Origin of the sequence: Pusillimonas sp. (assembly GCF_035515275.1) — a bacterium.
Taxonomy (GTDB): domain Bacteria; phylum Pseudomonadota; class Gammaproteobacteria; order Burkholderiales; family Burkholderiaceae_B; genus Pusillimonas.
The window spans coordinates 18,089-43,994 of record NZ_DATJBQ010000178.1; the positions used below are offsets into that span (position 1 = coordinate 18,089).

The 25,906-nt window shown below is 59.2% G+C and carries 26 protein-coding genes; 14 read left to right on the forward strand and 12 right to left on the reverse strand.

The features are described from left to right. The first annotated feature begins 107 nt into the window (after positions 1–107). The gene (gene gltX, locus VL003_RS12950; protein WP_325443127.1) at positions 108–1,526 is read left to right on the forward strand and encodes a glutamate--tRNA ligase; all 1,419 of its coding nucleotides are present in this window, start codon (positions 108–110) and stop codon (positions 1,524–1,526) included. A gap of 62 nt (positions 1,527–1,588) precedes the next feature. Here the strand turns inward: gltX and VL003_RS12955 are convergent, their stop codons facing one another. Beyond that, entirely contained in the window at positions 1,589–2,113 is a 525-nt protein-coding gene (locus VL003_RS12955; protein WP_325443130.1) for a hypothetical protein, read from the reverse strand. 154 nt (positions 2,114–2,267) lie between these two features. Between VL003_RS12955 and VL003_RS12960 the strand changes: the two genes are divergently transcribed. The 5 genes from VL003_RS12960 to VL003_RS12980 all read left to right on the forward strand — a co-directional run bounded on the left by VL003_RS12960 (position 2,268) and on the right by VL003_RS12980 (position 8,643). Continuing rightward, complete coding sequence (locus tag VL003_RS12960) at positions 2,268–2,705, forward strand: CopD family copper resistance protein (RefSeq protein WP_325443132.1); 438 nt, start codon at positions 2,268–2,270, stop codon at positions 2,703–2,705. 357 nt (positions 2,706–3,062) lie between these two features. After that, positions 3,063–5,972 (forward strand): ribonucleoside-diphosphate reductase subunit alpha, encoded by a 2,910-nt coding sequence (locus tag VL003_RS12965; protein ID WP_325443134.1) that lies wholly within the window; start codon positions 3,063–3,065, stop codon positions 5,970–5,972. A gap of 18 nt (positions 5,973–5,990) precedes the next feature. Continuing rightward, a complete protein-coding gene (locus VL003_RS12970; RefSeq protein WP_325443135.1) occupies positions 5,991–7,157 on the forward strand; it encodes a ribonucleotide-diphosphate reductase subunit beta in 1,167 nt (388 codons plus the stop codon). A gap of 160 nt (positions 7,158–7,317) precedes the next feature. After that, on the forward strand, positions 7,318–7,920 hold the full coding sequence (locus tag VL003_RS12975) for a histone H1-like repetitive region-containing protein (RefSeq protein WP_325443138.1): 603 nt from the start codon (positions 7,318–7,320) through the stop codon (positions 7,918–7,920). Between the two features lie 159 nt (positions 7,921–8,079). Beyond that, entirely contained in the window at positions 8,080–8,643 is a 564-nt protein-coding gene (locus VL003_RS12980) for a YggT family protein (RefSeq protein ID WP_325443140.1), read from the forward strand. A gap of 153 nt (positions 8,644–8,796) precedes the next feature. Here the strand turns inward: VL003_RS12980 and VL003_RS12985 are convergent, their stop codons facing one another. The 8 genes from VL003_RS12985 to VL003_RS13020 all read right to left on the reverse strand — a co-directional run bounded on the left by VL003_RS12985 (position 8,797) and on the right by VL003_RS13020 (position 15,191). Further along, positions 8,797–9,297, reverse strand: a complete 501-nt coding sequence (locus VL003_RS12985) for an outer membrane lipoprotein (protein WP_325443142.1) — start codon at positions 9,295–9,297, stop codon at positions 8,797–8,799. Between the two features lie 32 nt (positions 9,298–9,329). Next, complete coding sequence (locus VL003_RS12990; protein ID WP_325443144.1) at positions 9,330–10,268, reverse strand: carbohydrate kinase family protein; 939 nt, start codon at positions 10,266–10,268, stop codon at positions 9,330–9,332. Positions 10,269–10,276: 8 nt separating this feature from the next. Further along, a complete protein-coding gene (locus VL003_RS12995) occupies positions 10,277–11,284 on the reverse strand; it encodes a zinc-ribbon and DUF3426 domain-containing protein (protein WP_325443146.1) in 1,008 nt (335 codons plus the stop codon). A 16-nt stretch (positions 11,285–11,300) separates the two neighbouring features. Further along, positions 11,301–12,224, reverse strand: a complete 924-nt coding sequence (gene prmA / locus VL003_RS13000; RefSeq protein WP_325443148.1) for a 50S ribosomal protein L11 methyltransferase — start codon at positions 12,222–12,224, stop codon at positions 11,301–11,303. A gap of 60 nt (positions 12,225–12,284) precedes the next feature. Further along, positions 12,285–13,631 carry an acetyl-CoA carboxylase biotin carboxylase subunit gene (accC, locus tag VL003_RS13005; protein WP_325443150.1) on the reverse strand — a complete coding sequence of 449 codons (1,347 nt, stop codon included), beginning with the start codon at positions 13,629–13,631 and terminating at the stop codon, positions 12,285–12,287. A gap of 7 nt (positions 13,632–13,638) precedes the next feature. After that, positions 13,639–14,094 (reverse strand): acetyl-CoA carboxylase biotin carboxyl carrier protein, encoded by a 456-nt coding sequence (accB, locus tag VL003_RS13010; RefSeq protein ID WP_325443152.1) that lies wholly within the window; start codon positions 14,092–14,094, stop codon positions 13,639–13,641. An 85-nt stretch (positions 14,095–14,179) separates the two neighbouring features. Next, positions 14,180–14,614, reverse strand: coding sequence for a type II 3-dehydroquinate dehydratase (gene aroQ, locus VL003_RS13015; RefSeq protein WP_325443154.1), 435 nt, complete (start codon positions 14,612–14,614; stop codon positions 14,180–14,182). Positions 14,615–14,696: 82 nt separating this feature from the next. Further along, the gene (locus VL003_RS13020; RefSeq protein ID WP_325443156.1) at positions 14,697–15,191 is read right to left on the reverse strand and encodes a TlpA family protein disulfide reductase; all 495 of its coding nucleotides are present in this window, start codon (positions 15,189–15,191) and stop codon (positions 14,697–14,699) included. 110 nt (positions 15,192–15,301) lie between these two features. Between VL003_RS13020 and mpl the strand changes: the two genes are divergently transcribed. The 8 genes from mpl to VL003_RS13060 all read left to right on the forward strand — a co-directional run bounded on the left by mpl (position 15,302) and on the right by VL003_RS13060 (position 23,810). Continuing rightward, on the forward strand, positions 15,302–16,687 hold the full coding sequence (mpl, locus tag VL003_RS13025; protein ID WP_325443158.1) for a UDP-N-acetylmuramate:L-alanyl-gamma-D-glutamyl-meso-diaminopimelate ligase: 1,386 nt from the start codon (positions 15,302–15,304) through the stop codon (positions 16,685–16,687). After that, positions 16,684–17,271, forward strand: coding sequence for a YqiA/YcfP family alpha/beta fold hydrolase (locus VL003_RS13030; protein ID WP_325443160.1), 588 nt, complete (start codon positions 16,684–16,686; stop codon positions 17,269–17,271). Before mpl ends, VL003_RS13030 begins: the two co-directional genes overlap by 4 nt. 62 nt (positions 17,272–17,333) lie before the next feature. Beyond that, positions 17,334–19,220: a ribonuclease catalytic domain-containing protein gene (locus VL003_RS13035; RefSeq protein ID WP_325443162.1), complete on the forward strand. Its 1,887-nt coding sequence runs from the start codon at positions 17,334–17,336 to the stop codon at positions 19,218–19,220. Positions 19,221–19,241: 21 nt separating this feature from the next. Then, entirely contained in the window at positions 19,242–20,138 is an 897-nt protein-coding gene (locus VL003_RS13040) for an energy transducer TonB (protein ID WP_325443163.1), read from the forward strand. Beyond that, positions 20,135–20,989: a shikimate dehydrogenase gene (gene aroE / locus VL003_RS13045; RefSeq protein ID WP_325443165.1), complete on the forward strand. Its 855-nt coding sequence runs from the start codon at positions 20,135–20,137 to the stop codon at positions 20,987–20,989. Before VL003_RS13040 ends, aroE begins: the two co-directional genes overlap by 4 nt. Before the next feature lie 4 nt (positions 20,990–20,993). Further along, on the forward strand, positions 20,994–21,713 hold the full coding sequence (gene mtgA / locus VL003_RS13050) for a monofunctional biosynthetic peptidoglycan transglycosylase (RefSeq protein ID WP_325443167.1): 720 nt from the start codon (positions 20,994–20,996) through the stop codon (positions 21,711–21,713). A gap of 73 nt (positions 21,714–21,786) precedes the next feature. Further along, complete coding sequence (lptG, locus tag VL003_RS13055; protein WP_325443169.1) at positions 21,787–22,965, forward strand: LPS export ABC transporter permease LptG; 1,179 nt, start codon at positions 21,787–21,789, stop codon at positions 22,963–22,965. Further along, the gene (locus VL003_RS13060) at positions 22,962–23,810 is read left to right on the forward strand and encodes a symmetrical bis(5'-nucleosyl)-tetraphosphatase (RefSeq protein WP_325443171.1); all 849 of its coding nucleotides are present in this window, start codon (positions 22,962–22,964) and stop codon (positions 23,808–23,810) included. The genes lptG and VL003_RS13060 overlap by 4 nt, the downstream gene beginning before the upstream one ends. Before the next feature lie 175 nt (positions 23,811–23,985). Here the strand turns inward: VL003_RS13060 and VL003_RS13065 are convergent, their stop codons facing one another. From VL003_RS13065 to VL003_RS13075, 3 genes are all read right to left on the reverse strand, one after another. Continuing rightward, entirely contained in the window at positions 23,986–24,663 is a 678-nt protein-coding gene (locus VL003_RS13065; protein ID WP_325443173.1) for a lysophospholipid acyltransferase family protein, read from the reverse strand. A 259-nt stretch (positions 24,664–24,922) separates the two neighbouring features. Next, positions 24,923–25,321, reverse strand: a complete 399-nt coding sequence (gene ruvX / locus VL003_RS13070; protein WP_325443175.1) for a Holliday junction resolvase RuvX — start codon at positions 25,319–25,321, stop codon at positions 24,923–24,925. Next, positions 25,314–25,904: a YqgE/AlgH family protein gene (locus tag VL003_RS13075; RefSeq protein ID WP_325443177.1), complete on the reverse strand. Its 591-nt coding sequence runs from the start codon at positions 25,902–25,904 to the stop codon at positions 25,314–25,316. The genes ruvX and VL003_RS13075 overlap by 8 nt, the downstream gene beginning before the upstream one ends. Positions 25,905–25,906: the final 2 nt, after the last annotated feature.

Sequence of the window (25,906 nt, forward strand, 5' to 3'; positions counted from 1 at the left end):
GTTTCGGCAATAAACCTTGTGTACTCTAAAATACACCAAGCCACATGGCGGGCGAAACCACTTTGCCGCGCCAATCGCATACAAACATTAAGCCTAAAGCACAATCCATGTCATCGTCCATACCCCCTGTCGTTCGCACCCGCTTTGCGCCCTCGCCCACCGGCTATCTGCACCTGGGCGGTGCACGTACTGCCTTGTTCTCGTGGGCCTTTGCACGCCATCACAAGGGTGTTTTCATCTTGCGCATCGAAGACACCGACCTTGAGCGCTCTACCCCCGAGGCCGTGCAAGCCATACTCGACGGCATGCAGTGGCTGCAAATGCAGCCCGACGAAGGCCCGTTTTATCAGATGCAGCGCATGGATCGATACCGTGAAGTCGTGGATCAACTGCTTGAGCAGGGTTCAGCCTATCTGTGCTATAGCTCGCCCCAAGAGGTTGAAGCCATGCGCGAGAAAGCCCGCGCGGCCGGCCTGAAGCCCCGCTACGACGGCACCTGGCGGCCCGAACCGGGCAAAACCCTGCCGCCTGTTCCCGCCGACCGCAAGCCCGTAGTGCGGTTTCGCAATCCCACCGATGGCAGCACCGGCTGGAATGACGTGGTCAAAGGCCCCATCAGCTTCGACAACACCGAGCTGGACGACCTGGTCATCGCGCGCCCAGACGGCACCCCCACCTACAATTTTTGTGTGGTGGTCGACGACTGGGACATGAAGATCACCCACGTGCTGCGCGGCGACGACCATATCAACAACACCCCGCGCCAGATCAATATTCTGCGTGCGCTTGGCGCAGAACCGCCCGCCTACGGCCACCTGCCCATGATCCTCGGCCCCGACGGCGACAAGCTTTCGAAGCGGCACGGCGCGGTCAGCGTCATGGAGTACGACAAGCAAGGGTATCTGCCTGAAGCAATGGTCAACTACCTGGCGCGCCTGGGCTGGAGCCACGGCGACGACGAGCTATTCGACCGCGACCAGCTTATTGAATGGTTCGACGGACGCAGCCTGAGCAAATCGGCCGCGCAGTGGGACCCGAAAAAACTGAATTGGGTCAATGCCCACTACATCAAACAGAGCAGCGACCAGGACCTGGCCGAACTGGTGGCGCCGCGCATTGCCGAACTGGGCGCAAACCCGCAGGCCGTGCCGCTTGAGCCAATCATGGCCTTGCTGAAAGACCGCGCCGAAACGCTTAACCAACTGGCCGAAGGCGCCCTGCTTTTTTATGCGCCGCCAGTCGCCATCGACCCCGAGCTGGCGACTCAGCATCTGACCCCCGAAGCCAAGGAAATTTTGCGCGACTTCACCCAGGGCGCCAAAGTGCTTGAGCAATGGAACACCGAAAGCCTGGCCGCCTTGATCCAGGAAACCTTGGCCAAGCACAATATAAAAATGCCCAAGCTCGGAATACCCTTGCGTCTGGCGACCACCGGCCGCAAGCAAACGCCGGCCATCGACGCCGTGCTGGCCATACTTGGACGCGACGTAGTGCTGCAACGCCTGGAATCGGTTCAAGACGCCTGAAGCAACTTATTCGCCATGCAAGGCCGGGCGCTGCGGGCCCGCACGCCGCCCCGCGGGCTGGACTAGAGCAGCGGCAAACGATAATCGTCGGGCATGCGCTTGAGGCTCAGCGGGCCCTCGGGGCCGTCTAGTACAAGGTTCGGGCCGCTGGTGCGCGTCGTGTACGAGTTCGTATAAATAGGGTCGCCCTGCTCGACCGCCACCGCATTTGAATGAGTGGTGCGCATGACCAGCTCGTTGGCCTGGCGATGCCAGCAGCCAGACTCGCTAAGCGACTGAGGCGACTTGCCCGCCCGCTTCAGCTGCTCGGTATAGGCCATGGTGCCGTCCTGGCGCAAGATCATCTGCACGCGCAGCTCGCCGGCCACACCTTTACGCTTATCAACTCCGAGCCAATTGCCCACCCAGGTGTCGCCTTGGGCAGCGGCCTGACACGCAGTGTGCCCATCTGTGCGTGGTGCCTCGGGCTTGGGGGCACCGGCGCAACCGGCAAGCAGCACCGCCATGCCGGTTAAGAAGCCTAACGCACGCCGGCGCCCTGAAGACGGCCGGGCCTTGGTATCGTGCACCATCTGTGCAGGGTTCATGCAGACTCCCGGGAAAATTCGTGACTGAACATTGAGCAGGCGCTTCACCGATTGGATCAAAACCACAAGCCTCATGCGGCTTAGGCCCCGCATCGACAAGCGCCAACCTACAATAGAAGCGTTTCGCCACCATTCTATAGAAAGGAATCGTGTCATGAATTACCTGACGTTGCTGCTGTTGCATCTATTTGCGGCCATTATTTTCGTGGGTACGGTTTTTTTCGAAGTCATGATGCTGGAAGGCATACGTCGGCATGTGCCACGCGATGCCATGCGATCGGTCGAGTCGGCCGTCGGGAAGCGCGCCCGGCGTGTCATGCCCTGGATCATTCTTGTGTTGTACGGTGCCGGGCTGAGCATGGCGTGGCAATATCGCGGCGTGTTGGCCGCGCCCTTTGAAAGCACCCTGGGCACCTTGCTTTCCTTGAAAATCCTGCTGGCGCTTAGCGTGCTGGGCCACTTTATCTACGCCGTCAGGTTGGGCGCACAAGGGCGGCTTAAAGCCGCGCGCTCAAGGGTGATTCACCTTAGCGTTTTTGCTCATGTGATTATTATTGTTTTCTTGGCCAAAGCCATGTTTTATTTACGCTGAAGCCGGGCGTTGGCTGCGGGGCGCAGCGCTAACAAATGTTTAATAAAAATTTTTGCCCGCCCATGCTGCGGCGCATGAAGCACGCAAGCTGAAGCCCACTGCGGCTTACCGCCGGCCGGCCCCTTCAAACCCGGCCTCGCCAACCCGCTTTTTGAAAAAATCAAGCCCTTTAAGCGCTTGCCTCGCCCCGGTTCTATCACTACAATTAGTGGTTGAAACAATCAGAACCACAACATATTGTGGTCGAAACCAAAAAGAGCGGTACCAGCCCACAACCGCCGGTATGCCCACAACCACCACCATCCAGAACACCAATCTGCCGTCCAAAGGCAGTCACTTGACACTCCAGGAGCCCTCATGCAGACCCCCTCTATCGCTGAGTCCAGGCCAGAAGCCACCCCTCCCTCATCGCCCGCGTCCGGCGGTCATACCGCAGCCGGCGGGCAATGGCACAACTTTAATATCATTCGCCGCAACGGGGCCGTGGTGGGCTTCGAGCCCAGCAAAATCGCCATTGCCATGACCAAGGCCTTTTTGGCGGTCAACGGCGGCCAGGGCGCTGCCTCGGCGCGTGTACGCGAACTGGTCGAGCAGCTCACCTCGCAAGCGGTCAACGCCTTGGTGCGCAACCGACCCAGCGGCGGTACTTTTCACATCGAAGAAATTCAAGACCAGGTCGAACTGGCCCTGATGCGCTCCGGCGAGCACGATGTGGCGCGTGCTTATGTGCTGTACCGCGAAAAACGCGCTCAAGAGCGTGCACGCAGCGTACCAGAGGCTCCGGTCGAAAAAAGCACGCTCAGCGTCAACGACAACGGCGTCTCGCGTCCGCTCGACCTGACCAAACTGCGTACCACCATCGAAGAAGCCGGCCAGGGTCTGCCCATTCAAATCGATGTCGACGGCATTCTTAAAGAAACGGTCAAGAACCTGTACGACGGCATTCCGGTCGACGAGGTCTATAAATCGGCGATTCTCTCGGCCCGCGCCATGGTCGAAACCGACCCGGCCTACAGCCAGGTTACCGCCGGCCTGCTGTTGCACACTATTCGCAAAGAAGTACTGGGCCAAGAAGTTGCGCAGTCGGCCATGGACGAGGGCTACGCGCAGTATTTTCCCAAATTCATCAAGACCGGCATTGAAAACGGCCTGCTCGACAACAAGCTGGGCCAGTTCGACCTGCCTCGTCTGGGCCGTGCCCTGAAGGCCGAACGCGACCAGCAGTTCAATTATCTGGGCCTGCAAACCCTGTACGACCGTTACTTCCTGCACGTGCGCGGCCGCCGCATCGAGCTGCCCCAGGTGTTCTTCATGCGGGTGGCCATGGGCCTGGCCCTCAACGAAATCGACCGCGAAACTCGCGCCATCGAGTTCTACGAAATCCTGTCGTCGTTCGACTTCATGAGCTCGACCCCCACGCTGTTCAACTCGGGCACCTTGCATTCGCAATTGTCGTCCTGCTACCTAACCACCGTATCCGACGACCTTGAAGGCATCTACGACGCCATCAAAGAAAACGCCTTGCTGGCCAAATACGCCGGCGGCCTGGGTAACGACTGGACCCCCGTGCGCGCCCTGCGCAGCCACATCAAGGGCACCAACGGCGAAAGCCAGGGCGTTGTGCCCTTCCTGAAAGTCGTCAACGACACCGCCGTTGCCGTCAACCAGGGCGGCAAGCGCAAGGGCGCCGTTTGCGCCTACCTTGAAACCTGGCACCTTGATATCGAAGAGTTCCTCGAGCTGCGCAAGAACACCGGCGACGAGCGCCGCCGCACGCACGACATGAACACTGCCAACTGGATCCCCGACCTCTTCATGAAGCGGGTCATGGAGAACGGCGACTGGACCTTGTTCTCGCCCTCGGACACACCTGACCTGCACGACAAATACGGCATCGAGTTCGAAAAGGCGTACACCGCCTACGAAGCCAAAACCGTTAGCGGCGAACTGACTCTGTTCAAGACCATTCCGGCAACGTCGCTGTGGCGCAAGATGCTGTCCATGCTGTTCGAAACCGGCCACCCCTGGCTTACGTTCAAAGACCCATGCAACATCCGCTCGCCGCAGCAGCATGTGGGCGTGGTCCATAGCTCGAACCTGTGCACCGAAATTACCCTGAACACCAACGAGTCTGAAATTGCCGTGTGCAACCTGGGCTCGATCAACATGGCGGCGCACCTTAAGCAAGACGACAACGGCCAGTACGTGCTCGACCACGAAAAGCTGCAGCGCACTGTCGATACGGCCATGCGCATGCTCGATAACGTCATCGACATCAACTATTACGCCGTGGCCAAGGCGCGCAACTCGAACGTGCGTCACCGCCCCGTCGGCATGGGCGTCATGGGCTTCCAAGACTGCCTGCACATGATGCGGGTTCCGTTCGCCTCCGACGCGGCTGTCGAGTTCTCCGACCGCTCTATGGAAGCCGTTTGCTATTACGCTTACTGGGCCTCCAGCAAGCTGGCCATCGAACGTGGCTCGTACGCCACCTTTAAGGGTTCGCTATGGGACCGCGGCATCTTGCCGCAAGACACCCTGGCCATGCTTCGCGAACAACGCGGCGGCTATGTCGAAGTCGACGACAGCAGCACGCTCGACTGGGACACCCTGCGCAGCCACATCCAGGAGCACGGCATGCGCAACTCGAACTGCATCGCCATTGCGCCTACTGCAACCATCTCCAACATTATCGGCGTCTCGCCCTGCATCGAGCCCACCTATCGCAACCTGTACGTCAAGTCCAACCTGTCAGGCGAGTTCACGGTGGTCAACGACTACCTGGTTCGCGACCTGAAAGAACGCGGCCTGTGGGACGAAGTCATGGTTGCCGACCTTAAATACTTTGACGGCAGCCTGGCACGCATCGACCGCATCCCGGCAGACCTGCGCGAGCTCTACGCCACCGCCTTCGAAGTCGACCCTCAGTGGGTGGTCGAATGCGCAGCACGTCGCCAAAAATGGATCGACCAGGCTCAGTCGCTAAATATCTTCATGGCCGGCGTCTCGGGCAAGAAGCTCGACGAAACCTACAAGCTGGCCTGGGTGCGCGGCCTTAAAACCACGTACTACCTGCGTTCCAGCGGCGCCACCAACGCCGAGAAATCCACCGGGCGCGGCGGCGAACTCAATGCTGTCTCGTCCAGCAGCAGCGCGGCATCGGCCGCCGCGCCTGCCGCAGCACTGCCCGAAGCCGAGATCGTCGGTGCCGTATGCACCATGCGACCCGGCGACGAAGGCTTCGAAGAATGCGAAGCCTGCCAGTAATTAAAAGAGGCTAATACTATGTTGAATTGGGAAGACACCCCTCAAACACCCAGCACGCCCGCGGCCCGGCCGGCCGCCGGGGCTGCTCCTTCGCGCATGGTCGACGACACAGCCATGCCGTCACCGGCAGCTCCCAGCGCAAACACCGCGCAGGCAGCCGGCAGCAGCCAACGCGTGCGCGCCGCCGACAAGCGCATCATCAACGGCGAAACAGACGTCAACCAGCTGGTGCCGTTCAAGTACAAGTGGGCCTGGGAAAAATACCTCGCCACCTGCGCCAACCACTGGATGCCGCAAGAAATCAACATGTCGCGCGACATTGCTCTTTGGAAAAACCCCACAGGGCTTACCGAAGACGAACGCCGCATCGTCAAGCGCAACCTGGGTTTCTTCGTTACCGCCGACTCTTTGGCGGCCAACAATATTGTGCTGGGCACCTACCGGCACATCACTGCACCCGAGTGCCGACAGTTCCTGTTGCGTCAGGCGTTCGAAGAAGCCATTCATACCCACGCCTATCAGTACATTGTCGAAAGCCTTGACCTCGATGAATCCGAGATCTTCAACGCTTACCACGAGATCCCGTCCATCCGTAATAAAGACGAGTTCCTGATCCCGTTCATCGACGCTATTGCCGACCCCAACTTTAAAACCGGCACGCCCGAAGCCGACCAGACACTGCTCAAGTCGCTGATTGTTTTTGCGTGCCTGATGGAAGGCTTGTTCTTTTATGTTGGTTTTACGCAAATACTTGCGTTGGGCCGTCAAAACAAAATGACAGGTGCTGCCGAGCAGTACATGTATATTCTTCGCGATGAATCCATGCACTGCAATTTCGGCATCGATCTCATCAACACTATCAAGCTCGAGAACCCACATCTCTGGACCCCGTCATTCCGCGAAGAAATACAAGAGCTCTTCAAAAAGGCTGTAGAGCTTGAATATGCTTACGCTGAAGACACCATGCCTCGCGGCGTGCTCGGTCTGAATGCCTCAATGTTCAAGTCTTACTTGCGCTTTATCGCCAACCGTCGATGCCAGCAAATCGGTCTTGATCCATTATTTGCACAAGAAGAAAATCCCTTCCCCTGGATGGCCGAAATGATCGACCTTAAAAAAGAACGCAACTTTTTTGAGACACGTGTCATCGAATATCAAACAGGCGGAGCACTTAGCTGGGAATAATGCTTGGAGACAACAACTCCTTACGTTAGACTCTAAGCGTGCAAGATGTCGTGTATGCATCTTGCACGCTTGCGCCATTTGAGATGGGTCGCACCCTTTCGTGGGGGCCATATCAAATGGGTGAACGTACCTCTACGATTCATTCTCAAGGAGCCTAATCATGGCAACAGCCAAGAAGGCCGCAAAGAAAGCGGCTGCCAAGAAAGCAACAGCAAAGAAAGCAGCAACAGCCAAGAAAGTAGTCGCAAAGAAAGTCGTCGCTAAAAAAGTAGCCCCGGCAAAAAAAGCAGCAGCTAAAAAAGCGGCACCTGCCAAAAAGGCAGCAGCCAAAAAAACGGTAGTCAAAAAGGCGCCCGCTAAAAAAGCAGCAACCAAAAAAACAGCAGCCAAAAAAACCACCGCTAAGAAAGTTGTCGCAAAAAAAGCGGTCGCTAAAAAAGCACCGGCCAAAAAAACCGTAGCCAAGAAAGCACCGGTTAAAAAAGCCGCAGCCAAGAAAGCACCCGCTAAAAAAGCCGCTGCAAAAAAAACAGTCGCTAAAAAAGCACCTGCCAAGAAAGCTGTAGCTAAAACTGCCACCGCAAAAAAAGCGCCGGCAAAAAAAGCACCGGCTAAAAAGGCCGTAGCCAAAACAGCCGCTGCAAAAAAAAACAGCGCTAAGGCTGATGCCAAGGCACGCAAGGCTGCCACTACGGCCACGCCCGCCACAAAAACGGTCAATCCTGCTGCATCGTGGCCTTTCCCCACCGGCGGCCGCCCCTGACCCTAGCGCCTTACAGAAGCAAGCATCTCAACTGCCCGGTCAACCGGGCAGTTCTTTTTTTGGCGTCCTTTTCAGCTTGGGCCCGCCTGCTTTCGCTTTAATGCGGCGGGGTACTAGTCGTGCGACAATGGCACTTTGCAAACCACCACCTCAGAACCCATGGCCAGCGGCATTCTCGGATTCGTCCTCGACATCGTCTTCCTGTTGTTCGGCATCGCGCTTATTGTGCGAGCCTGGGCTTATGCAATACGGCTTCATCCGTTCAACCCTTATTCGCAAGCGGTCATCCGCTTGACCGACTGGCTTGTGCAGCCACTGCGCCGCATTGTCCCCCCCCGCGGCAAGGTCGATCTGCCCAGCCTGCTGGCCTGCTGGCTTACCGCGTTCGTGTACTTGCTGGCAACGTGGGTAGTGCTTACCGGGCAGTTGCCCATGGTACAAGGGCTGGTTCCAGCACTGATAGCAAGCCTGCTTACGGTATTGAAGTGGGCACTGAATCTGGTGGTCTGGATCACGCTGATCCAGGCGATATTGTCATGGGTCAATCCCATGGCGCCCGTCATGCCGGTGCTGCACACACTTACCGCACCCCTGCTGAACCCCATTCGCCGCATCATGCCCAACCTTGGCGGGCTCGATCTTTCGCCGCTGGTTTTGCTGGTGCTTGCACAAATCGGCATGATGGTCGTGCAACGGCTTTCTTTCTCGGTATTGGCCATGTAGACACACGGGTCTTGTTGCCCAACGGCGCAACAGGATCGCTTAATGCAAACACCCCGGCGCGGCCTGAAGACCGCAGCGGGGTGTTTTGCTTTGAAGCCCTGGCGCATGTGGCGGGCCCACCAATGGGGCCCGCCACTGCCATGCGCAACTTGTTTACATAGGCACGACGCGAGTCGGCCCGCCGCCGCTGATGAGGCGCACACGCTGGCCTGAAGACAGCGCGACGTCGGCCTCTTGGGCGACCACACGAGTTTCGCCGTTATCGAGCTGCACGGTGATTTCGAGGCCTTGCTTTTTGCTGACCTGGTTTTCGACTGTGTTGCCCAACAGGCCACCGAGTATGGCACCACCGACCGTGGCAATGGCACGACCCGATCCGCCGCCGATGGCATTACCGGCCACGCCGCCCAATGCGCCCCCGGCAACCATGCCGGCGCCACTGGAACGGTCGTCTTGGATGGTGATGGAGCGCACCGACACGACCGTACCGTTACGAACGATTTGTTCTTGCTGAGCCTGGCCGTAGGTATACACCGAGCTGGAGGCTGACTTGTTGGCGCAACCCGCCACCACAAGCAGGGAGGCGGCCACAGCGGTAACCGCCAACAGGCGACGGTAGCCGCGGCCCGACTGAACTACGGTTGTTGAAATCATGAAAAACTCCTTTCGAGACATGAGGCGGCGGATCAGGACAGGCTGACGCCGTAACTGTCTTTTAGCAATGCGCCGATTTCGGCACGGTTCGGCTGATGGTTTTGAGGACCCCTTGAAGCAATTTTAATGGCGCCCATGACATTCGCCAAGCGACACGCATCAACCAGCGACCAGTCGTTGACCAGGCCATAGAGCAGACCAGCCCGATGTGCATCGCCGCAACCCGTGGGATCAATCACGTTGTCAACGCGGATCGGATCGATGTGCGTGGTCTCGCCCTGGTTATACAAGATCGCGCCCTCGGCACCACGCGTGACCACCGCCGCGCGCAACGATTCAGAGATTCGCTGAATGCTGCGTCCGGTACGCTGTTCGATGACGCTTGCCTCGTAATCGTTGGCAGTAAGAATCTGCGCCATATCAATCATCTTTCGCAGATCGTCGCCATCGAACAAGGGCATGGCCTGGCCCAGGTCGAAGATGAACGGCGTACCTTGCGCATGAAGTCGTTGGGCGTTGGCGAACATGCCCTCTTTTGAATCGGGTGCCACAATGCCCCAGGCCGCCTTGGTGCCCGACAAATCGTTTTCGGCAGACCGTGTCATTGCGCCGGGGTGGAAGGAGGCAATCTGATTGCTGTCGAGGTCGGTGGTAATGAAGCACTGAGGGGTGAACATATCGGGCAGCACACGCAGCAGCGACGTATCGATGCCCAGGCCGCGCATGTAATCGATATAGTCGCCGGCATCGGCGCCCACCGTGCCCACCGGCACGGGGTCTGCGCCCAGCAATCGCAGGTTGTAGGCAATGTTGCCGGCACAACCACCATATTCTTTGCGCATGGTGGGCACAAAGAACGACACACTAAGCGACTGAATGCTGTTGGGCAGGATGTGATCCTTGAAATGCCCCTCGAACACCGTGATGGTGTCAAACGCAACCGAACCGCACACAAGAATCTTGTTGGACATTCTTAACCTTATGGAAAAAACGTATTGAGCTGATAACCGTTGATGCGCACGCCCTGGACCGTAATGGGCACCGAAACTCGTACCTCGCTTTGAGCGGGAAAGGGGCGCTGCAGCGATAGTTCGGGCAGATAGTCGGCCGGTTGCAGCAAGCGCCGGGCAGCGACCACGCCCGAGAAATCGACCAGATCGACCGACAACGACGGCCACTGCTGAGGACGATCGAAGTTGTTGCGCAACACGACATTCAGCATCATGCGGCTGTCGGAGTGATTGGCCGTGGTGTCTGTATCGCCTCGCACCGCCTGCAGCGATGAATCCATAATGGCGATTTGCGCCAAGCGACGCGGGTATTCGACTGTACACCCCAGCATTTCGCAATAGCGTTCGAGCGCCGGCCGTAGAGCAGGAAACTCACCCGCGATCTGAACTCGATAAATATAGGCCGCCTGCAGGACCGCGCCCGCCAGACCCAGCACCAGCAACAGACTCCAGAACACGCCGGCGAAACCCAGCCCGGAGCGTGCGTCGTCGTGAATAAATTCGGGGCCTGCGCTGCGGTCGTGGCGCGGTTCGACATACAGGCTTGAGGCTGGATCGTGCATGCCGTCGTAACGTGCTTCAGGACTGATTTCGCCGATGGTATGGCGCGGCTTGTCGCGTGACCCCGCCGGTACGCCCAGCGTAAACGCGGGCGCCTCCGGCACAGGTTCGGAGGCATCACGTGTGCGTATGGGCACTGCGGAAGATTGCGGCGTTGAAACGACGTGCTTCGGTTCGGCATGGTTTGTTGCGGGCAACGCGCTTGAAGCCAAGAACCGGGGCTCGATGGCGGTTTCGGCAGGAGCCTGAGAACGTGTCAGCGTGTGTTCGGCTGTATCAGTGGGTACGACGGCCTCGTAGCCGTCGAAGATATGCGCGCAATTGATGCAGCGGATATAACCCTTGCGCAGCTGCAGTTCTTGCAGGCTGACGGGAAACTCTACTGCACAATGAGGGCAACGGGTGGTTAGATCCATATGCGATAAAAAACCGTCAGGCGCGCTGCCCGCTCAAGCAGACCCACCCTTCACGCGTACGCCAGGTGCTTAGGGCCAGCCACGGCGCGTACGCCCCGGCAACTTCCTGGGCCTGGCGCTCGAGCACGCCCGACAGTACCAGCCACCCCCCCGGAGCAACGCGATTGGCAAGCATTGGCGCAAGTACCTTAAGCGGATTGGACAAAATATTTGCCACCACTACCTGGAACTGCCCATCGGGCAAAGCGTCGGGCAGCACGGCGAGCACCTCGCTGCGATTAACCTTTGCATTGTACTCGGTCGCCCGTACAGCCTGTTCGTCGATGTCGACACCGGTGGTGGGGCCGGCACCCAGCAATTTAGCTGCAATGGCCAAAATGCCCGATCCGCAACCATAGTCAAGCACCGTTTGGCCCGCCTTAAGATTAACTTCGAGCCACTCCAGGCACAGGTGCGTAGTGGGGTGGCTGCCCGTTCCGAAAGCCAGGCCGGGATCCAGCTCGATGTGGATGGCGCCCGTGCCGGCCTGCGCGAGGGCTTCTTGCGGAACGGTCGGGTCGTCGCGGTGCCAGCTTGGAACAATCCAGAGCCGATCACCGATATGTATGGGACCGAATTGCGCCTGGGTGAGCTTGACCCAATCGGCATCGGGCACGTCTCGAGTGGTCCACCCCGTTGCCAGGAAATCAAGGCCGCTTGCAGCCTGCGCTTGTTCCAGCACCTGCTCGGGATCGATGCCGTCCGGCAACAACGCCACCACCCGGTTGCTCCTCCAGGCCTGTATTTCGGGCTCGAGCCCCGGCTCACCAAAAAGCGGCTGTTCTGCCTCGGTATCGCTGTCTGCGTCTTCGACCGAGACGGACAGCACGCCTGCGTCAAGCAGTGCGTCCGACAGCGCCTCCGCCTGAGCCTCTTGGCAATGCAGCACGAGTTCTCGCATGGTTTTTTCCTGAAAAAGGCCCGGACAGTGTCCGGGCCTTTGGTAAAACACCCTGATCGGCTACGGACGTTGCGACAACTTGTGCTCGAGGTAATGGATGCTGGTTCCGCCCTCGACAAAGTGACCGTCGCGCATCAGTTCGCGATGCAAGGCTACGTTGGTTTGAATGCCCTCGACCACCATTTCGGACAGTGCGATTTCCATGCGGGCGATGGCTTGTTTCCGCGTATCGCCGTAGGTAATCAGCTTGGCGATCATGGAGTCGTAGTTAGGCGGCACCGTGTAGCCGTTAAAGACGTGAGAATCCATGCGCACGCCCGGACCGCCCGGCGTATGCCAGTTGGTGATCTTGCCGGGACTGGGAATGAACTTGAACGGATCTTCGGCGTTGATGCGGCACTCGATGGCATGACCACGAAACTGAATGTCGCGCTGACGCAGCGTCATTTTTTCGCCGGCGGCGATCAGTATTTGCTGCACCACCAGGTCGATGCCGGTGATCATTTCAGTAACAGTGTGCTCAACCTGAATACGAGTGTTCATTTCAATGAAGAAGAACTCGCCGTTTTCGAACAGGAACTCGAAAGTGCCGGCGCCGCGATAACCCATTTTGCGGCACGCATCGGCGCAGCGGTCGCCAATGCGCTCGATGAGCCTGCGCGGAATACCCGGAGCCGGCGCTTCTTCGATGACCTTCTGATGCCGACGCTGCATGGAGCAATCGCGCTCGCCCAGCCACACCGCGTTGCGGCCGCCATCGGCAAGCACCTGGATCTCGATGTGGCGAGGGTTCTCGAGGAACTTCTCCATATAGACTTCGGGGTTGCCGAAAGCTGCGCCCGCTTCGGTGCGGGTCATGGATACGGCGTTAAGCAGTGCCGCTTCGGTGTAGACCACCCGCATGCCCCGGCCTCCGCCGCCGCCCGCAGCCTTGACAATGACCGGGTAGCCAATGTCGCGCGCGATGCGCTGGATTTCTTCAGGGTCTTCGGGCAGCGCGCCTGGCGAGCCTGGAACAACCGGAACCCCCGCTTCGATCATGGCCAGTTTTGCGCTGACCTTGTCGCCCATCATGCGTATGGTTTCGGGGCGTGGGCCCACAAAGACAAAACCGCTTTTTTCGACCCGCTCGGCAAAGTCGGCGTTTTCAGCCAGGAAGCCGTATCCGGGGTGGATGGCTTCGGCGTCGGTGACTTCGGCCGCTGAGATCAGGGCGGGCATGTTCAGGTAGCTGTCGCGAGCGGCCGCCGGCCCGATGCAGACGGCCTCGTCCGCCAGGCGTACGTACTTGGCGTCGCGATCGGCCTCTGAATAGACAACCACGGTCTTGATGTCCAGTTCGCGGCACGCTCGCTGTATGCGCAGAGCGATTTCGCCCCGATTCGCGATAAGGAGTTTTTCAAACATGAATGGGTCAGCCGATGACAAATAAGGGTTGGCCGTACTCGACGGGCTCGCCGTTTTCAACCAGGATTTCTTTGATGACGCCCGACTTGTCGGCTTCGATTTCATTCAGAAGCTTCATGGCTTCGATAATGCACAGAGGTTCGCCCTCTTTGATCGATTGGCCGACTTCGACGAATGGCGAGGCGCCGGGGTTAGGCGCGCGATAGAAGGTTCCGACCATAGGAGACTTGACCACATGCCCTTGCGGAGCGGCCGGCGCCGCAGGCGCCGCTGGAGCTGCCGCAGCGGGTGCCGGCGCTGCTGCGGCGACAACCTGTTGCGGTTCGGGCATGTAAGCCACCGTTGGGGGGGGAGGCGTGAACTTGACGATGCGCACCTTGCCTTCACCTTCGGTGATTTCGAGCTCGGCAATGCCCGATTCAGCAACCAGGTCGATCAGGGTCTTGAGTTTTCTGAGGTCCATACAGACTTTCCCATGTCATTTCGCTGTGGCCGACAACCGGCCCGCAGCGAACGAAATATTGTTGAAACGAAAAACGGTGTCGGCCCTAACCCGCCATTGCTCGATGCAAGGCGGCTTCGTAGCCAAAAGAGCCCAGACCGGCAACAACCCCTACCGCCAGATCGGACAAGTAGGAGTGGTGGCGAAAGGGCTCTCGCTTATATACATTGGATATATGCACTTCGATGAACGGAATCGATACCGCCGCCAAGGCGTCGCGCAACGCCACGCTGGTGTGGGTATACGCCCCTGCATTGATGACGATGAAATCTGTACCATCGCTGCCGGCGGCATGAATGCGGTCGATCAGGCTGCCTTCGTGGTTGCTTTGAAACGAGAAGCATTGTGCCCCATTTTGGGTTGCCAGTTGCTGCAGGCGGGCATTGATGTCGGCCAAGGTTTCGCGTCCGTACAGTTGCGGTTCGCGTGTGCCGAGCATGTTCAAATTGGGGCCGTGCAAGACAAGAATGTTTCGGGCCATGTTGGTTTCGGTCAGGTATTAGAACGTCTTTTTACGCCAAAAGGCCGTGTTTGTCCATGAAAACCATTGTTTTTGCAGCGTTTTACGCAAGCAGACCACGAATGGTTTCTTCAAGTTCGTGGGGCTTGACCTGACCAAGTATGGTCTGGGCAACCTGCCCCGTCGAGTCGTAAACCACCGTAAAAGGAAGGCCCCCCGCGCGGTTGCCCATGGCACGCATGCGTTCGATGCCGCCATGCCCGATCATGAGCAGCGGGTAGCTGACCTGCACTTTTTGGTTGAACTTGCGCACATTAACGGCTGTATCAACCGCGAGGCCCAGAAAATGCACATCAGGATACTTTTGATGCAGGGCCTCGAGGTCGGGCATTTCTTTGACACAGGGCGGACACCAGGTAGCCCAGAAGTTGACCACCACAGGTTTGCCCAGCCATTGCTTCAGAGGCTGGTCGACGCCGTCGGCATCGGGAAAGGCCTGGTCAAAAAGATTGCCCGCCCACGAGGGCAGCGGCAGGCTCGCAGCCAGGCCGGCACCGGCCAGCACTGCGGTGCGCACTAAAAAACTACGGCGCTTCATGGCGTGCCCCGGCAAAGAGGATTAAGGCTTTTCATCATTGAAGGCGATTTTAGCATCGCTGCTCCGACCCGCCAGAATCACTACAATACCGCCTGGAGGGTTACTGAACCATGCATCTACACATATTGGGCATCTGCGGCACGTTCATGGGAGGCCTTGCGCTAATCGCCAGGGCGGCCGGCCATAAGGTTACCGGCTGCGACGCCGGGGTTTACCCCCCCATGAGCACCCAGCTGCAAGAACAGGGCATTGAACTGATCCAGGGCTTTTCAGCCGACCAGACTGCCTTGCGACCCGATCTTTACGTTGTCGGCAACGTCGTCACCCGCGGCAACCCGCTGATGGAGGCCATACTTGACCAGGGGCTGGCCTATACCTCGGGCCCGCAGTGGCTGGGCGACGCCGTATTGCGAACCCAGCACGTGCTGGCGGTGGCCGGCACCCACGTCAAGACGACCACCAGTTCGATGCTGGCCTGGGTGCTTCGAGAAGCCGGCTTGTCTCCCAACTTCCTGATCGGCGGCATTGCTCCCGACCTCGAGGTGTCGGCGCGCTTTGACCCTCAGAACAAATTGTTTGTGATTGAGGCCGACGAATACGACACCGCTTTTTTCGACAAGCGTTCAAAATTCGTGCACTACCGCCCGCGCACCGCCATATTGAATAACCTCGAATACGATCACGCCGATATTTTTCCGGACCTGGCGGCCATTCAGACCCAGTTCCATCATCTGATCCGCACCATACCTTCTACGGGCGCGATTATTCGGCCCCACCAAAGCGAAGCGCTGGACACGGTTCTGGAAAAAGGATGCTGGACCCCGGTGGAAACCTTCGGCCTAAATGGGCGCTGGAGCGCACGAAGCATCGACAACCACCCCACCGATTTTGAAGTACTGGTCGATGCAAAGGCAGCTGGCACGGTGCACTGGGGCCTGGGCGGCGAACACAACCGACAAAACGCGCTGGCGGCCCTGGCGGCCGCGCATCAGGCGGGTGTGGCTCCCGAGGCGGGCATCGAGGCCCTGTCGCGCTTTGGGGGCATCAAGCGCCGCATGGAGCTGCGCGGAACCGTACGCGATATAACCGTTTATGACGACTTCGCGCACCATCCCACCGCTATTGCCACCACCTTGCAAGGCTTACGCAGGCAGGTCGGCTCAAACCGCATATTGGCCGTGCTTGAGCCGCGTTCCAACACCATGAAGCTGGGGGCCATGGCAGCCCGTCTGCCCGATGCGCTGGCGCAGGCCGATTTGGTGTTCTGCTACGGCGAAACGCAAGGCAAGCACGCCCTGGGCTGGGACCCGGCCCAGGTACTTGCGCCGCTGAAAGATCGCGCGTTTGCCCACTTTGATCTGGACACCATGGTTCAGGCCATTGTCGCGCACGCCCGACCAGGCGACCACGTACTGGTCATGAGCAACGGCAGTTTCGGCGGGGTCCACCAGAAGCTGCTGGACGGCCTTGCGTCGACCTCTGGGGCGGGCTCATGATTCTGTACCTGCACGGGTTTCGATCATCGCCCATGTCGGCCAAGGCGCAAATAATGGCTGCCGCCCTGCAACAGTGCGGGCTGGCCGAACAATGGTTTTGCCCGCAATTGCCCGCCAGCCCCGCCCAGGCGCTGACCCTGGCGCAAGACCTTATCCGGCAACACCATACAAAAGACCAGGCGTTGACGATTATCGGTTCGTCGCTGGGCGGTTATTATGCAACTTGCCTTGCCGAAACATGGCAAAGCCGTGCGGTGGTGCTGAACCCGGTGGTCCATGCCGCGCGCGACCTGGCGACCCAGGTGGGGCGGCACACGCAGTTTCATAACAATGAGCCCTTCGTCTTCAAGCCCGAATATGTCGACGAACTGGCACAGATGGCGGTTGCGCCCCCGGCTGACCCAAAGCGTTATTTCTTGCTGGCCGCCACAGGCGACGAAGTGTTGGATTGGCGCGAAATGGCCCAATTCTATGCAGGCAGCCACGGCCATATCATTCAAGGTGGCGACCACGGCATATCAGACTTCGAACAATGGCTTCCCGAGGTGCTGCAGTTCGTATTGGAACCGTACCACCTGCCCTGAGCCGACTGCTGCATCGTCTTTACTTTTTTATCCAAGTGCCCCGGCACCCCAACGACTAATTTATGTACGTTCTCTACGAAGACAGCGGCAACTTCAAGGCCGAGAAAATCTTCTCTGAAAGCGACTCCACCATGCAGGTGGAGGCCGCGTCCGGCAAGCGAAGCAAGATCAAGAAGGCCAACGTGCTGTTCGCCTTTGATCAGCCCGCCCCTGCCGCCTTGCTTGAGCAGGCCATTGAACTGGCGGCCACGCTCGAGATTGATTTCTTGTGGGAATGCGCCCCCCAGGACGAACTGGACGCCTGCGAGTTCGCGCAAGATTATTTCGGCCACACGCCCAGCGCAGTCGAGAAGGCAGCACTGATCTTCGCCCTGAATAGTGCTCCCGCTTATTTTCATAGACGAGGCAAAGGCCGCTACCGGCCGGCGCCGCCTGACATTCTGCAGGCAGCGCTTGCCGCCATTGAAAAGAAACGCTTGCAGGCGAATCAGCAACAGGAATGGACCGACCAGATGGTGGCCGGGCACATGCCCGAAGCCATTGCCGCCGTGGCCAAAACCTTGCTGACCAAGCCTGACAAGAACACCATCGAATGGAAGGCCTTCGAGGCCGCTTGCACTCAAACCGGAGCCGGCCCGGAACAACTTTTGTTGCGCCTGGGCGCCTGGCCGCATCCCCTGGCTTTGCATTGGCATCGATTCCTGACCGAGCACTTTCCCAAGGGAACGGGGTTTCCGGCATTGGAGCCGGTTGCTTCGGACTGGAACCTGCCCCTGGCCGATGTCGAAGCCTACTCCATTGATGACGCCTCGACCACCGAAGTCGATGATGCGCTGTCGGTGCAACCGGTATCCGACGAAGTCGTGCGGGTGGGGGTGCATATCGCCGCACCCGGCCTGGCAGTTATGCGGGGAACGCAGTTGGACGACATCGCGCGCTCGCGCATGTCTACTGTTTATGTGCCGGGCAAGAAGATACCGATGTTGCCCGACGCGCTGCTTGAAGCCTTTTCGCTCGACGCTGGCACGCCGCGCCCTGCTTTGTCGCTGTATGTAGAAGCCAACCTCATCACGGGCGAAATCCTAAAGTCAGACACCCGCGTCGAAATGCTGCAGGTGCGCGAAAACCTGCGCCTTAACACGCTTGAACCCCTTGTCAGCGAAGAGGCTCTGGATGACCCCGAGGCGCCATTGCCCTACGACCATTGGTTGCGCCCCTTATGGAAACTGGCCAAGGCGCTGAGTGCGCAGCGCGACGCTGTTCGGGGCAAAGCCGAAAACAACACCAGGGTCGAGTACTCGTTCAGTCTTGAAGGTTCGCCCGACGACCCGAACAGCACGGTCAACATTGTGCCCCGACAGCGCAATGCGCCGCTCGACCGCCTTGTCGCCGAATACATGATTCTGGCAAATAATTTATGGGGCGAACTACTGGCCAGGCATGGTGTGCCGGGCATCTATCGCTCTCAGCAGGCCGCTCGTGTGCGAATGTCAACGCAACCCCTGCCGCATGAGGCCATCGGTGTCCCGCAATATATCTGGTCTACATCGCCGCTGCGGCGCTATGTCGACCTGATCAACCAGGGGCAAATACTGGCTGCTGCCGAACACGGCGTCTCGGCCAGGCTGGTGGCTCCGTTCAAGCCCAAAGAAGCCGATCTGTTTGCCATCATCGGCGCTTTCGACTCGCAATACACCACCTGGGGCGACTTTCAGCACAATATGGAACGCTATTGGTGCCTTCGGTGGCTGCAACAGCAAGACATCAAGCGGGTTACCGGTCAGGTCCTGCGCGACGACCTGGTCCGCCTGGACGGCGTGCCGTTTGTCACGCGGGTTGCAGGCATGCCCGAGTTCGAACGCGGCCAGGGAGTCGAGCTGGAAATACTTGGGCACGACGAACTCGCCCTGGAGCTGCAGTGCCGCTATCTGGGCGCTGTACAACCTTAAGCCCGCCAAAGGCAAGCGCCCATGAAGACCGCCGGCCCGCTTCTGATCTGGACGCTGATTTCGCGACCACACGCCGGCGGCGGTTATCTGCCGCTGGCGCTGGTGCTTTCCATTAGTATTCATGCCGCACTGCTGGCCCTGCAATGGCACAAGCCACGGCCGCCGGCAGTGCAGTCTGAAACCAGGCTCGAAGTAACGCTGGTAAACGCCCGTACCGAAACCGCTCCGGCCGAGCCCCAGGTATTGGCCCAGCAACAGGTCAATGCGGGCGGCGACGGCGGCAGCAGCGTGGCTGCTTCGCCTTTGCCGCGTACCGCCGCCGATTCGCCCGACCAGATTGTGCTCGAAGCACTGCGCAAGCGTCAGGCACAACTGGAAGCCGAACAAGAAAAACTCTACACCCAGCTTAGCGCCGTGCAAGCCGTAGCTCAGCCACGCGACCAGCCCGATCTGCTGCAACAGTCGGACGCGCCCGGCGACGATGCCATGGTGCAGGAGAGCCTGATTCTCAACGCCCGTATCACCGCAATTAAAGAGCAGATCGAACGCTACAACGCTCAACCGCGGCAACAGTTTGTCGGCCCCGCCGCCCAAGAGGCCGATTATGCCCAGTATGTGGAGTCGTGGCGCAAGAAGATCGAACTGCTGGGCACGCAGCACTACCCTGCCGAAGCGCGGGGCAAGGTATATGGCAAGCTGCAACTAACCGCTTTCATAAACAGCAACGGCGACCTGCTTCGCGTCGAGATCAACCAGCCTTCAGAGCACGCGGTACTGAACCTGGCTGCGCAACGCATTGTGCAACTGGCCGCGCCGTTTCCGCCGTTGCCCGATTCAGTCGCCCGCCAGACCGATGTGCTGGCCATTACGCGCACCTGGCATTTCACCCATAACCGATTGTCTATGGAAACTCCATGAATGCACCCGCCCCCGTCCGGCAGTTTGCCGTCGTCGGCAACCCCGTCAAACACAGTCAATCACCCGCCATTCACCAGCAATTCGGCCGCCAGACGGGCATCGCCCTTAGCTACGACCTGCTCGAAAGCCCTCTGGAGGCGTTCGCGCACACCGTGAGCGAGTTTTTCGCCAACGGCGGCCAGGGCCTGAACGTGACCGTGCCCTTCAAAGAAGAGGCTTACGCCCTGTGCGGCAACCGCCTTTCTGAACGAGCCAGGCCGGCAGGCGCCGTCAACACCCTGTGGATGCAGGACGGCAAGCTGCACGGCTGCAACACCGACGGGGTCGGCCTGCTGGCCGATATCGGTCGCCTTGGCATCAAGCTTGCGGGCAAGCGTGTGCTGCTGGTTGGTGCGGGCGGCGCCGCCAAGGGCGTACTCTTTCCCTTGCTGGAAGCTGACTGCGCGGTACTGCGCGTCGTGAACCGAAACGCCGGACGTGCGCACGATCTGAAGCAACACGTAGACACCGTGCTTGCACAATACGCAACCAAGGTTACAGCAGGCGGGCTTGATCAGGCTCACGGCCAGTGGGATGTGGTCATCAATGCCACCTCTAGCAGCTTATCGGGTGAAGCGCCCCCGTTGGTCGGCGTCGAATATGCGCCAGGCTCGCTTGCATACGACATGATGTACGGCGCCCGACCCACGCCGTTTCTCGTCCAGGCCAAAAGCGTGGGCGCAGAACACCTTGTCGACGGGCTTGGCATGCTGGTGGAGCAAGCGGCCGAAGCCTTTTTTATCTGGAATCGCGTACGCCCCGATACCGCCCCGGTGCTGGCGCAATTACGCGCCAGGATGGCGGGGCGCTGAACCGATGGCGCAACGGCGGATCTCCAAACTGAAGGTGGCGTTTACAGCCCTGCTGCTGGCCGTATTCGGGTTCTTGCTATACCAGTTTGGATTGTTTGTAATGGTGGTGTGGCTGTGTTTTTACGACCCCAGCAGCAGCGCCTTCATGAAGGCAACCCGTACCGATCTGCGTCGTGAGAACCCGGATGCCGTCATACGGTATCAGTGGGTGCCGTACGAAAAAATAAGCAACAACCTGAAGCGCGCTGTCATTGCCTCAGAAGACTCCAGGTTCATGGATCACGCCGGCGTCGAGTGGCGGGCGATACGCAAAGCCTGGGAATACAATATGCGGCAGGCCGAAAGTGGCGGCGACCGGGTGCGCGGCGGCTCGACCATTACGCAGCAACTGGCCAAGAACCTTTTTTTGTCCAGTTCGCGTTCGTATTGGCGCAAGGGGCAAGAACTGCTGTTAACCTACATGATCGAATCAGTCATGAGCAAACAGCGCATACTTGAGCTTTACCTTAACCTGGCCCAATGGGGTGTCGATGTGTTTGGCGCCCAGGCGGCAGCGGCGCATTATTATCGCAGCGATGCCGCTCGGCTGGGCGCTTCGCAAGCTGCCAGGCTGGCCGCCATGCTGCCCAACCCTGCGTACTATGATCAGCGTGGCGACACCGCATACCTGCGTTCGCGCACCGCCACGATCCAGAAACGCATGCGGCAGGTCGAGATCCCCTGATGCAATTTGGTAAGCTCTTCGTTCCCGCCCAAAGGCGGCCGGCAAATATTTTCCAGATCCTCTAACCACTTCAATGCGTACCGCCCGCCGTTATCTAGCCCGCGAAATCTATCGCTCCTGCGCCGTCGTGCTTCTGGCGCTGGTCGGTTTATTTACTTTCTTCGCCCTCATCGAAGAACTCGACAACGTGGGCTCAAAATTTACGCTGCTCAATCTGTTTTACCTACAGGCACTGCAACTACCCACCCGGTTATACGAGCTGCTGCCGATCGGGCTGCTGATCGGCGCCATATTGGCGCTGGCCGGCCTGGCACAGCGCAACGAGCTCGTGATCTTGCGGGTTTCCGGTGTCAGCGGCATCAAGCTGCTGGTCATGTTATGGATGATCACCATACCCTGGGTCATTGGCGCTTTCGTGCTGTCCGAGGTCGTTACACCGGCAGCTGAAATCAAGCACAGCGAAACCAATCTGTCTTTGTTGGGCCGCACCGGTGGCGGACGTCTAAACAGCGGTTATTGGTTCAAGGAAGAAGGCGAAAACGGCGGCAACCGCATCATCAATATCTCCGAGCTCAGGGCAAACGGGGGTGTAAGCGGCGTTACAGTGTATGAGTTCCGCGAAAACCAGGAGCTTTCACAGCTTTCGCGCGCCACCGACGGCTACTTCGAACAAGGCAGGCTTGTGCTGACCGAAGTCACCGAAACCGTGATTGCCGATGACGCCCTCATGGCCCTGGCTGATGCGCAAGCGCCCACCACGCCATTGACGAAAACCGCCCGGGTCGACCAAGCTCAACTGGTCACCACGCTGACGCCCGAACGGCTGATTGCACGCGTACTGACCCCCGAGCGCATGTCGATCTCGGTGCTGCTGGACTACATCAAGTACCTGCAAAGCAATCACCTGCAAACCGACCGCCAGATCGTGGCATTGTGGCGCAAGGTGGCCTACCCGTTCACCTTGTTCGTCATGATCACCATCGCCGCCCCCATCGGCTTCATGCAGACCCGGCGCGGCGGCGTAGGCGGCAAGGTGTTTATCGGCATCTTGCTCGGCGTAGGCTTTTTCATGATCAACCAACTGGCCCTGAACGTGGGCATGCTGGGGCAATGGCCCCCCTGGGTCACCGCCCTCGTGCCCAACCTGGCCGCCCTCGTACTTGCCTTAGGCAGTCTCGTACTTATGGAAAATCAGCACAATGTGCGGCGCATGGCGCTGTCGCGCTGGCCTTGGAGCAAGGCTGCAGCATGAGCTCAAGCGATATCTGGATGGTGGGCGACCTGCAAGGCTGCTGTCGCTCGCTGGAAACCTTACTTAAGCATCCTGACATTACCGCCAGCGAAACACCCCGCTTCTGGTTTGCCGGTGACCTCGTCAACCGGGGTCCGGCCTCGCTTCATACTTTGCGGCGGGTCATTGCCCTGGGCAGCCGTGCCGTAACCGTGCTGGGCAATCACGACCTTCATCTGCTGGCCATTGCGGCCGGCATACGCAAGCCGGGCAAATCTGACACAACTCAAGAAATACTGTCTGCACCGGATGCCGACGCACTGATCGACTGGCTGCGGCACCGCCCGCTGGCCCATTACGAAGAAGGCCACCTGTTGGTGCATGCCGGCGTTCTGCCGCAATGGACGGTAGCCGACACCATGAAGCTGGCCGCCGAGGTACAAGAAAGCCTGCGAGCACCCGACTGGCAGGTACGGCTTAAAAGCATGTACGGTAACGAGCCTGCGCGATGGCGCGACAAGCTACGCGGCGAAGACCGTCAGCGCATTATTATCAACGCGCTGACCAGGCTGCGCATGTGCGATATAAACGGCCGCATGGAATTCAACCACAAGCTGGCGCCCACTGCTCGCGACTGGACTGAATCGGGGCTGTTGCCCTGGTTTGATGCGCCGGGACGCCTTACCCGCGACGAAGCCACGGTGGTGTTTGGGCACTGGTCGACCCTGGGGCTGTTGATTCGCCCGGATGTTATGTGTCTGGATACAGGGTGTGTGTGGGGCCGCGCGCTGACGGCCGTACGACTGGGCGACCGGAAAATCGTTCAGGTCAGTTGCAGCGGACATGCTGCGCCAGGTGGCGAATAACTCTCGCAGGTGCGAATGGGTGGGGCTTTAGCGGCGAGCTGTTTTTGGGTTTTTAACCGCCTTCGTGGGGGTATAGCTATTTCAGGACGGTCGGGCGGATTGTGGCAGCGCCCTCCAACGTCCTGAAATAGCTATACCCCCACGAAGGCTTGGGTTTTGGCCAGCCGGACCATACTTACGCTGATCGTTCGTAGCGGGGCTCGAAAGGCTCGGGCTGACACACCGGCGCAAGGCGTACAGCCTCGCCTATGAGGCGCTCGGTATGACGCGCAACCTGAACGCGCCCAAGCGCCTGGCATTGCGCTGGGCTGATCACCGGCAGGAACTCCACTTCTACTGAAACGCCTGTAGCGCCCAGCAGTGTCCATAAATTGGCCACCAGCGTTTCGTCGCCCACAAACGCGGCGAAATCGCTGCGCTGACCATGGTGCATGAATCGCAGCGCGACCGGCTGAATCTCTACCTGGGCCCGTACCGCCGGTTCGAACAAACTGGAGTGAAAGGGTAATACGTCAAAGCCATCGGAAGTCGTTCCCTCGGCAAACAGCCCGATGACTTCACCACGCTGAAACCGAGCCTGCATTTCATCGCCCACCTGGCGAATGGAATGGCGCTGCCCACGCTGCAAGAACACGGTTCCAACTTTGGCCACCAGCCAACCCAACACCGGCCAGGAACGGATTTCACTTTTGGCGACGAAAAAAACGCTGCGCACGCCTGCCAGAATATAAATGTCAATCCAGGAAACGTGGTTCGCCACCCAAAGGGCAGCTCCTTTCATGCGCGGTTCGCCCAAGACATCGATACGGATACCGCACAGTCGCATCAGCATGCGGGACCATGCGTTGTTCATGCGGCCCCTCATGGATGGAGAAACCAGGGGGTAGATTGTGGCGACCGACAGCAAACTTGAAACCAGCCATAGAAGAACGAATGGCAGGCGAAGCAGAATTAGCAAAAAACGCAAAATAAGACTCACTGTTCTTTGACTTTTATGTCGTGTTCTCAGGACGGAACGTAATAGTATTACGTTTTAGCGTAGCGGGTAGCGCCGCAAATCAACACCCAAGACTCTGAGCCGGCCGCAGCACCGCGCTGCTTTCGCGTGCGTGTTACGAGGGCAGCGCATCAAGATAACGCTGCAAGATAATGGCCGCCGCCATGGCGTCGTCTTGGGCGTGGGTGCCCAGGGCCTGCTGGGCCTCGACACTGCTTCCGCGTTCGTCGACCAGCTCTGCCTTGACGCCGAACCGGCCATGCAATTGGTTGGCGAACCGTCTGCACCGCAACGACGCATATTGTTCGCCGCCTTCAGTGGTCAGTGGCAAGCCGACCACCACGCGATCGGGCTCCCACTCGGCCAGCAATGCCTCAATGGCCTTGAAGCGCTGCTCGCGCGTAACCGGCGTAAGGATGCGCAGCGGCCGGGCGTGCCGGGTCAGCGTGTTGCCCACCGCCACGCCGATTTTTTTCAGGCCGTAATCGAACGCCAGCAGGGTTTCTTCAGGCATGACCCGCGTCGCCGGCCAACATGGCCGCACTGATGCCCAGCACCCCAAGTACGGCGTCGTAACGTTCTTCGGGCGGAACCCTGAAAAGAATGTCGTCGGACGCCGTAACATTGAGCCAGGCATTTTGCGCCATCTCACTTTCGAGTTGGCCTGCGCCCCACCCTGCATAACCCAGCGTCACCAATAGACGCTCGGGGCCACGCCCCTCGGCGACTTCTTGCAGCACGTCGCGCGACGTAGTCAGGGCCAGTTCGCCCAAGGGAATACTGGAGGTGTATTCACCTGCCGGCGCATGCAGCACAAAACCGCGATCGGTTTGCACCGGCCCGCCGAAAAACACCGGCGTGTCTTGCACGGGACCGATCTCGAGCGACAGATTAAGGTCGATGCGCTGCAATAGGTTGCCGACTGTGAGGTCGGTGGGGCGATTGACGACCAGTCCCAGGGCGCCATGGCTGGTGTGCTCGCACACATAGATGACGGTGTTGGCCAGGTTGCCGCTTACCATGCCGGGCATGGCCAGCAGAAATTGCCGGGAAAGATCAATGGCCGATGCGCAATCTGAAACTTTACTGGCTGACATGA

Bases quoted from the DNA above. Each gene is read 5' to 3' on its own strand.
- gltX (WP_325443127.1), top strand. From the start codon at position 108: ATGTCATCGTCCATACCCCCTGTCGTTCGCACCCGCTTTGCGCCCTCG.
- VL003_RS12955 (WP_325443130.1), bottom strand. From the start codon at position 2,113: ATGAACCCTGCACAGATGGTGCACGATACCAAGGCCCGGCCGTCTTCA.
- VL003_RS12960 (WP_325443132.1), top strand. From the start codon at position 2,268: ATGAATTACCTGACGTTGCTGCTGTTGCATCTATTTGCGGCCATTATT.
- VL003_RS12965 (WP_325443134.1), top strand. From the start codon at position 3,063: ATGCAGACCCCCTCTATCGCTGAGTCCAGGCCAGAAGCCACCCCTCCC.
- VL003_RS12970 (WP_325443135.1), top strand. From the start codon at position 5,991: ATGTTGAATTGGGAAGACACCCCTCAAACACCCAGCACGCCCGCGGCC.
- VL003_RS12975 (WP_325443138.1), top strand. From the start codon at position 7,318: ATGGCAACAGCCAAGAAGGCCGCAAAGAAAGCGGCTGCCAAGAAAGCA.
- VL003_RS12980 (WP_325443140.1), top strand. From the start codon at position 8,080: ATGGCCAGCGGCATTCTCGGATTCGTCCTCGACATCGTCTTCCTGTTG.
- VL003_RS12985 (WP_325443142.1), bottom strand. From the start codon at position 9,297: ATGATTTCAACAACCGTAGTTCAGTCGGGCCGCGGCTACCGTCGCCTG.
- VL003_RS12990 (WP_325443144.1), bottom strand. From the start codon at position 10,268: ATGTCCAACAAGATTCTTGTGTGCGGTTCGGTTGCGTTTGACACCATC.
- VL003_RS12995 (WP_325443146.1), bottom strand. From the start codon at position 11,284: ATGGATCTAACCACCCGTTGCCCTCATTGTGCAGTAGAGTTTCCCGTC.
- prmA (WP_325443148.1), bottom strand. From the start codon at position 12,224: ATGCGAGAACTCGTGCTGCATTGCCAAGAGGCTCAGGCGGAGGCGCTG.
- accC (WP_325443150.1), bottom strand. From the start codon at position 13,631: ATGTTTGAAAAACTCCTTATCGCGAATCGGGGCGAAATCGCTCTGCGC.
- accB (WP_325443152.1), bottom strand. From the start codon at position 14,094: ATGGACCTCAGAAAACTCAAGACCCTGATCGACCTGGTTGCTGAATCG.
- aroQ (WP_325443154.1), bottom strand. From the start codon at position 14,614: ATGGCCCGAAACATTCTTGTCTTGCACGGCCCCAATTTGAACATGCTC.
- VL003_RS13020 (WP_325443156.1), bottom strand. From the start codon at position 15,191: ATGAAGCGCCGTAGTTTTTTAGTGCGCACCGCAGTGCTGGCCGGTGCC.
- mpl (WP_325443158.1), top strand. From the start codon at position 15,302: ATGCATCTACACATATTGGGCATCTGCGGCACGTTCATGGGAGGCCTT.
- VL003_RS13030 (WP_325443160.1), top strand. From the start codon at position 16,684: ATGATTCTGTACCTGCACGGGTTTCGATCATCGCCCATGTCGGCCAAG.
- VL003_RS13035 (WP_325443162.1), top strand. From the start codon at position 17,334: ATGTACGTTCTCTACGAAGACAGCGGCAACTTCAAGGCCGAGAAAATC.
- VL003_RS13040 (WP_325443163.1), top strand. From the start codon at position 19,242: ATGAAGACCGCCGGCCCGCTTCTGATCTGGACGCTGATTTCGCGACCA.
- aroE (WP_325443165.1), top strand. From the start codon at position 20,135: ATGAATGCACCCGCCCCCGTCCGGCAGTTTGCCGTCGTCGGCAACCCC.
- mtgA (WP_325443167.1), top strand. From the start codon at position 20,994: ATGGCGCAACGGCGGATCTCCAAACTGAAGGTGGCGTTTACAGCCCTG.
- lptG (WP_325443169.1), top strand. From the start codon at position 21,787: ATGCGTACCGCCCGCCGTTATCTAGCCCGCGAAATCTATCGCTCCTGC.
- VL003_RS13060 (WP_325443171.1), top strand. From the start codon at position 22,962: ATGAGCTCAAGCGATATCTGGATGGTGGGCGACCTGCAAGGCTGCTGT.
- VL003_RS13065 (WP_325443173.1), bottom strand. From the start codon at position 24,663: ATGAACAACGCATGGTCCCGCATGCTGATGCGACTGTGCGGTATCCGT.
- ruvX (WP_325443175.1), bottom strand. From the start codon at position 25,321: ATGCCTGAAGAAACCCTGCTGGCGTTCGATTACGGCCTGAAAAAAATC.
- VL003_RS13075 (WP_325443177.1), bottom strand. From the start codon at position 25,904: ATGTCAGCCAGTAAAGTTTCAGATTGCGCATCGGCCATTGATCTTTCC.